The following is a 7427-nucleotide window of genomic DNA, read 5'->3' on the forward strand; positions in this document are numbered from 1 at the left end:
CTGGGCATTCTGCTCGACGTCGGTGGTGCCACTTGCGCACTTCGCGTTCCCGTGGATGCTGTGAAGTAGGACACACCCGTCCTACCGCAGTACCCGTCTCCGACGAACCCACAAGGTTCACGGACTCGACAACACGAGGTGACCCCGATGGTCGACAAGATTGCCTATCCGGTCCAGCTCATCCAGCCGGACGGCCGACGGGTCTTCAGACCCGACTACACGAGCCTCGTCCGAGACATCGGACCCGACCAACTGCGCGACCTGTACGAGGATCTCGTCGTCGCGCGTCGGATGGATGTCGAGGCGGTCGCTCTGCAACGCCAGGGTGAACTGGGACTCTGGGCCCCATTGCTCGGTCAGGAAGCCGCCCAGGTCGGCTCCGCCCGCGCGCTCCGTCCCGACGACTACGCGTTCATCAGCTACCGCGAACATGCCGTTGCCTACTGCCGGGGCGTGGACCCGGGTGTGATGACCCGCATGTGGCGGGGATGCGCCCATTCCGCCTGGGATCCGAGTTCCGTGAACGTGACGAATCCGGCGATCGTGGTCGGCTCCCAGGGGCTGCACGCCACCGGGTACGCCATGGGCGCCCACCTCGACGGTGCGGAGATCGCGACGATCGCCTACTTCGGCGACGGCGCCACCAGTCAGGGCGACCTCGCGGAGGCCCTCGGCTTCTCGATGAGTTTCAACGCGCCGGTCGTATTCTTCTGCCAGAACAACCAGTTCGCGATCAGCGAACCGGTCCACCTGCAGAGTCCCGTCCCCATCGCGCAGCGCGCCGCCGGTTACGGCATGCCCGCCCTCCGGGTGGACGGCAACGACGTTCTCGCGGTCCTCGCGGTCACCCGCCAGGCCACGCAGCGGGCCCGCGAAGGCAGTGGGCCGACGTTCATCGAGGCCATCACGTACCGCATGGGTCCCCACACCACGTCGGACGATCCCACCCGGTACCGGGCGGCGGCCGAGACGGAGATCTGGAAGGCCCGCGACCCCATCGACCGGATGAGGCGACTTCTCGAGAGGGAGGGACTGCTGGGCGACGAGTTCCTCGCCCGGGTGCAGGCCACCGCCGACGCCGTCGCCGCGCGTCTGAGGACGGGGACCGTCGAGGCGCCCGACCCCGCGCCGCTCGACCTGTTCGACCACGTCTATTCCACCGACCACCCGCTCATCGAGGAGGAACGCGAGCAGTACGCCGCGTACCTCGCAGGTTTCGCCGGCATCGAGGAGGCACTGTCATGACCACCACCACGCTGTCGCTCGGCGGCGCACTCAACGCAGGTCTGCGGCGCGCTCTCGAACACGACCGGAAGGTCGTGATCATGGGCGAGGACGTCGGACGCCTCGGCGGGGTCTTCCGCGTCACCGACACCCTGCAGAAGGACTTCGGCGACAACCGGGTCATCGACACCCCGCTCGCCGAATCGGGGATCGTCGGCGCCGCGTTCGGGATGGCGCTGCGCGGCTACCGGCCCGTCTGCGAGATCCAGTTCGACGGATTCGTCTACCCCGCGTTCGACCAGATCGTGTCGCAGGTGGCCAAGATTCACTACCGCACACAGGGCCGGGTCACCGCGCCCCTGACGATCCGGATCCCGTACGGCGGCGGCATCGGCGCGGTCGAACACCATTCGGAGTCGCCGGAGGCGTACTTCGTCCACACCGCCGGACTCCGCGTCGTCACCCCCAGCAACCCGGCGGACGCGTTCCACATGATCCAGCAGTCCGTCGCGGCGGACGACCCGGTGGTGTTCTTCGAACCGAAGCGGCGGTACTGGGACAAGGCCGAGTTCGACGTGGACGCCGAACCCGACCTGCCGCTGCATCGGGCCCGGGTGGCCCGGGTGGGCACGGATGCCACCATCGTCGCGTACGGCTCCGTCGTGCCGACGGCCCTGTCGGCCGCGTCGATCGCCGCCGACGAGGGGCACTCCCTCGAGGTGATCGACCTGCGCTCCCTCTCCCCGATCGACTTCGACATCATCGAGGAATCGGTTCGCAAGACCGGCAGACTCGTCGTCGCGCACGAGGCGTCGATGTTCCTCGGGCTGGGTGCGGAGATCGCGGCCCGCATCTCCGAGCGGTGCTTCTACCAACTGGATGCGCCCGTCCTGCGGGTCGGCGGATTCGACGTCCCGTATCCGCCGTCGAAGCTGGAACGGCACCATCTGCCGGACGCCGACCGTCTGCTCGACGCCGTCGATCGCAGTCTCGCGGCCTGATCGCCCACATCGGAGGAGAGGAGTCGTCCGTTGGCACAGGAATTCCGCCTACCCGATCTCGGTGAGGGACTGACGGAGGCCGAACTGGTCTCCTGGGCCGTCGAGGTGGGCCAGACGATCGAACTCAATCAGGTGATCGGCGAAGTCGAGACAGCGAAGGCGCTCGTCGAGTTGCCCTCGCCGTATCCGGGTGTCGTGGAGGAACTGCTGGTTGCCCCGGGCGCGACGGTCCCGGTGGGGACACCGATCATCCGGATCGCGACGGATGCGGCCACCCAGGAGGCTCCCGCGCGCACGCCCGTCCTGGTGGGGTACGGGCCCGAAGCCGCCGCCGAGAGCAAGCGCGCCCGGCGGCGATCCGTCGGCCCGGAGAGTGCCCGCCCGGAGGCTGCCCGCCCGGATGGTCGGCGCCCCGACGCGTCGCCGGCCGCCCGGCTCGCGGCGCGTGAACGCGGGATCGACCTCGCGGTCGTCGCGGGGACGGGACCGTCCGGTGCCGTCACCAGGAACGACGTGGAATCCCACGCCGGATCGACCGAGCATGCCGTCTCGCCGGAGCCGTCCGAGTCGCTGCAACGCGAGACCCGCACCCCGATCCGCGGCGTCCGCAAGCAGACGGCGGCGGCGATGGTCCGCAGCGCGTTCACGGCCCCGCACGTCACCGAATTCGTCACCGTCGACGTCACGCGCTCGGTGGAACTGCTCGAGCGTCTGCGGCACCTCCCCGAATTCGAGGGACTGTCGGTGACCCCGCTGAGCCTGGTCGCGAAGGCGATGATCGTCGCGTTGCGGGCGAACCCGAGCCTCAACGCCTCGTGGGACGAGGAGAACCAGGAGATCGTCACCAAGCACTACGTCAATCTCGGTATCGCCGCGGCCACACCCCGCGGCCTGATGGTCCCCAACATCATGGAGGCGCAATCGCTGAGCCTGGTCGAATTGTGCCGCGCGATCACCGAACTGACCGCGACCGCGCGCAGCGGCAAGGCCGAACCGGCACAGCTGACCGGCGGCACGGTGTCGATCACCAACGTCGGGGTGTTCGGTGTCGACGCGGGCACGCCCATCCTCAACCCCGGCGAGGCGGCCATCCTGTGCCTCGGCAGCGTCGGGAAGCGACCGTGGGTGCACGAGGACGAACTCGCGGTCCGGTGGGTCACGACGTTGAGCGTGTCGTTCGATCACCGGGTGGTCGACGGCGAGCAGGGGTCGAGGTTCCTGTCGTCCGTCGCGGCCATGCTGCACGATCCCGCCTCACTGCTCGCGCACCTCTGATCCTCGGTACGTTTGGTCGGTGAGCACTTCCCGAGCGTCCCCGGTCGACAAGCGTGTGCCGGTGGCCGAGCCGCTCCGCCGGGCAAGGGCGGGAACGTTCGGGGTCTTCGGGATCAACGGGTTCCTGCTGGGCATGTGGGTCGTGCACATCCCGGCGATCGAGCACCGGACCGGCATCAGCCACTCCACGCTGGGTTCGCTGCTGCTCCTGCTGGCGGTCGGCGCGATCGGCGGCATGCAGGTCAGCGGCCCCCTGGCCGACCGGTTCGGCAGCAGGCGGATGGTGATCGTCGCCGGACTCGCGCTGTCGGTCGCCACCGTGGGTCCGGGGCTGGCGTCCACTGCCTGGCAACTCGGTCTCGCCCTACTCGTGTTCGGCTTCGCCAACGGCGCACTGGACGTGTCGATGAACTCCCAGGCCGTGGAAGTCGAGCAGCGGTATCGACGGCCGATCATGTCGGCGTTCCACGCCCTGTTCTCCGTCGGCGGGGTGGTGGGATCGCTGCTCGGCGCGGCGACGCTCGCCGCCGGATGGGCACCGCAGACGGCGCTGCTGGTCGCCGGCGGCATCGGGGTCGTCACCGTCGCCGCAGGCTCCCGCCGGCTGATGGCGGACCGTCCCCGCTCCCGGCACGACCCGGAACCCGCCGAGAAGGCCCACGGCCGACTGTCCGCGCGGGTGCTCGCGCTCGGCGGCATCGCCTTCGTCCTCATGCTGTCGGAGGGTGTCGCGAACGACTGGAGCACCCTGCAGGTCAAGGAACACCTCGGAACGTCCGATTCCGTCGCCGCCCTCGCGTTCGGCGCGTTCTCGGTGATGATGACGGTGGGCCGGTTCACGGCCGACCGTGTGAGCGCCGCGCTCGGCCCCGTCGCCGTCGTCCGCTACGGCACCCTGATCGCGGCGCTCGGCATGCTGCTCGTCCTCGTCTCGGGGCTGCTCCCGCTCACGATCCTCGGCTGGGCGCTGTTCGGCCTGGGACTGTCGGGCTGCGTCCCGCAGATCTTCACCGCCGCGGGCAACCTCGGCGCGGGTTCCGCGGGCACCAACATGTCCCGCGTGGTCGGGCTGGGGTACGTCGGATTCCTCGCCGGACCGGCCACCATCGGCTGGATCACCCAGGTGGTCCCCCTGACCGTCGCGATGGTGGTGCCCCTGGTCTGCGTGCTGGTGGCCGCCACGTTCGCGGGGGCGGTCCGGCGCACCTGAGCCTCACGCGACGGTGCGGTACCTGAGCATCATGTCGTGATCCTCGTGGTCGAGGATGTGACAGTGCCACACGTAGCCCTGCAGTGATCGCGGACCTCCGCCGGGGTCGTGCCCGTGGGCGTCGTGCGATCCGTGCCCGAACTCGGCGTCCGGATCGAAGCCCAGCGACTCCGCGGTCGGGAACCGGACGACGATCCTGGTGACGGAATTGGCGTTCGCGAGCACCGTGTCCTTGAATCCCCGCTCCCACGGTTCCGCGGGCGCGAGCGGCGAGATGGTGAACGCGTCGGCCGACGGCGTCCACCGGATTCCGAGCGGCGGTTGCGGGGTGGCGAACGCGAAACGCAGCGTCTCGATGACCTGACGCCCCAGCACCCGGAAATTCGCGAGATGAAGATGCACGGGATGCGGATCATTGGTCGCGTTGATGATGTTCCACTGCTCCACCGTCCCCTGACGCGGCAACTCGATGTCCTCGGTCGAATACCGGAGATTGTTCAGGGACATGATCGACGGCGGCAGGCGCACGTCGCTCGGCTGGCTGAGCGTGACGTCCCGGAAGACCTGAGGTCGCGGGATCGGGGGCAGCAACTCCGGCTGCCCGGGTCCCCCGCGCAACGTCGCAGGCGGCGCACCGGTGAATCCGCGTGCCGTGCCAACCCAGAACCGGCAGAACCGCGGCATCGTGCGCTCGCCGATCAGCGCGGCCTGGAACGGCGGCGGCTCGTCGTTGCAGAGTTCCACCGTGGACCCCGGTTCCAGCGCGCCGAAGTCGACGAGCAGGTCGACCCGCTCGGCCGGGCTCAACCGCACCCGCGTCACCGCGACCGGGGCGTCGAGCAACCCGTTGTCGCCGCCGATCACCCAGAACCGCATGCGGTTGCCGAAATACAGATTCCACACGCTCAGCGACCCCGCGTTGACGAGCCGCAACCGGTACAGGCCGCGGGCCACGTCGAGTTCCGGCCACACCTTGCCGTTCACGACCCCGACGTCGCCGACCGCGCCCCCTTCCCAACTGCCCTGCGGCACGGTGGGGGTCGAACGGATCCGCTGCCTGCCGTCGGCGGTGAACATCTTCTCCTGCAGCACGAGCGGCACCTCGAACTCCCCCGCCGGCAGACCCAGCGGGTTGTCGGCGCGACCGGTGTCGAAGTCGTCCCGCAACAGGTAGAGCCCGACCAGGCCCGCGTAGATGTTGAGCCTCGTCACCCCCATGGCGTGGTCGTGGTACCAGAGTCCGGCCGCGTCCTGCCGGTTCGGAAGATGGTGCAGGTACTCCTCGCCCGGCCGGAACACCTGCTCGGGGTGCCCGTCGAACTGGGGCGGATTCACCCCGCCGTGCAGATGCGTCGCCGTGGGTACCTGGGTGCGGTCCCGTTCGCTCAGCCCGTGCAGCGACGTGTCGAAGTCGACGGCGAACGGGTGGACGGTGATGGCGTTCCGGAACGCCATCGTCGTCGGCTGATCGACGTGCGCCTCGATCGTCGCGCCGAGATAGTCCGCGCCGCTGTATGCCAGCGCCGGCGACGGCGCCAGGTCGGCATGGAACTGATGCATCGTGCTGCTCGCCTGCACGTCGACGCGCGTCCCGGACGTCGTCGGCAGGATCGGCAGCCGATCGCGATACGGCTGGATCGGCGGCGACGAGAACATCAACGGTCGCAGCGGATCGATGTCGAAGGGGAAGGCGCTCGCCGAACCGGCCGACACCGCGCCCAGCCCACCGCCGAGCGCCATCGCCCGCAGGAACGATCGGCGCGAGATCCGTCCACTCATATCGGTCACTTCGTGCGTGTCACGCGGAAAGACGATTCGAGATCGGTCGACGACGACGTTACTCCGACGGGTGGGGCACCCACCCGAGATCCGGACACACGCTCGTCGCATGACGACGACCGTTCACCGACCTCACAGCGGCCGCTCATGGATCACTCAGCGTCGGTTGGCACACTGTGTGTCGTGACCGAATCGACTAGCAGGCTTCGTCACAGTGTTCGTCGCCTCGCCTTCGCCGCGGCGGGTGTGGTGGCACTGTGCGCGCTGTACCTCATCCGCCCCGAATCGTCGGGTCTCGTCCTCCCGGAGGCACTCCGACCCGTCGCCGAACCCGTGATCCAGGCGATCGACGTCACGACGGTCCTCGCAGCGACCGTCGTTCTCGCCATCGTCGCGGCGATGCGAAAACTCTCGTACGGCATGGCTGCGGTGCTGCTGCTGTGTATCGGCGCGAATCTCACCAGCGCCGCCGTACGGGCCTGGGAATCGGATGCACCGTCCGTCCTGCTGCCGAGCGGGCACGTCGTCGCAATCACCGCCCTGTGGGGTTCGGCACTGCTGGTGTCGGCGCCCCGGTTCCGGCCCGTCATCGCGGGCCTCGGTTTCGCCGTCGTCCTCGGTGTCGCGGGCGCCGCTGCGCTCGTCGAGACCAGCGGCATCTTCGGCCTCGCGGCCAGTCTGATCATCTTCGCGATCTGGTGGGCGCTGGCGTCCACCCTGATGCTGTACTCCCCCGTCGCGGCCGAGCGCGAAGAGCGCCGGCCCGACACCGCGGCCATCGCCTTCTCCCGGCACCTGTAGGCGGCTCCGCCGCCCGTGCGCCTTTTTGGTAGCTCCCACTACCAGAAAGGCGCACAGGCCCGGAGGGCCTACAGGGCTTTGAGTTCCTCGGTGACCTCGGAGACCGACTTCTTCGCGTCCCCGAACAGCATCGAGGT

The 7427-nt window shown here is 69.1% G+C and carries 6 protein-coding genes; 5 read left to right on the forward strand and 1 reads right to left on the reverse strand.

Annotated elements, in window-relative coordinates; all coding sequences use genetic code 11:
• The first annotated feature begins 147 nt into the window (after positions 1-147).
• The 4 genes from pdhA (at position 148) to CA951_RS20425 (ending at position 4710) form a co-directional block, all read left to right on the forward strand.
• Positions 148-1245 carry a pyruvate dehydrogenase (acetyl-transferring) E1 component subunit alpha gene (pdhA, locus tag CA951_RS20410; RefSeq protein WP_087558544.1) on the forward strand — a complete coding sequence of 366 codons (1098 nt, stop codon included), beginning with the start codon at positions 148-150 and terminating at the stop codon, positions 1243-1245.
• Entirely contained in the window at positions 1242-2225 is a 984-nt protein-coding gene (locus tag CA951_RS20415) for an alpha-ketoacid dehydrogenase subunit beta (protein ID WP_087558545.1), read from the forward strand. Before pdhA ends, CA951_RS20415 begins: the two co-directional genes overlap by 4 nt.
• 30 nt (positions 2226-2255) lie before the next feature.
• Complete coding sequence (locus CA951_RS20420) at positions 2256-3500, forward strand: dihydrolipoamide acetyltransferase family protein (RefSeq protein ID WP_087558546.1); 1245 nt, start codon at positions 2256-2258, stop codon at positions 3498-3500.
• Positions 3501-3561: 61 nt separating this feature from the next.
• Positions 3562-4710: an MFS transporter gene (locus CA951_RS20425; protein ID WP_087558561.1), complete on the forward strand. Its 1149-nt coding sequence runs from the start codon at positions 3562-3564 to the stop codon at positions 4708-4710.
• Between the two features lie 3 nt (positions 4711-4713).
• Here CA951_RS20425 and CA951_RS20430 read toward each other — a convergent pair whose 3' ends face one another.
• A complete protein-coding gene (locus tag CA951_RS20430) occupies positions 4714-6489 on the reverse strand; it encodes a multicopper oxidase family protein (protein WP_087558547.1) in 1776 nt (591 codons plus the stop codon).
• 183 nt (positions 6490-6672) lie between these two features.
• On the opposite strand from CA951_RS20430, the gene CA951_RS20435 reads away from it, so the two are divergent.
• A complete protein-coding gene (locus tag CA951_RS20435) occupies positions 6673-7290 on the forward strand; it encodes a hypothetical protein (protein WP_087558562.1) in 618 nt (205 codons plus the stop codon).
• The last annotated feature ends 137 nt before the right edge of the window (positions 7291-7427 follow it).

This window comes from Rhodococcus sp. NCIMB 12038 (assembly GCF_002165735.1).
Lineage (GTDB): Bacteria > Actinomycetota > Actinomycetes > Mycobacteriales > Mycobacteriaceae > Rhodococcus_F.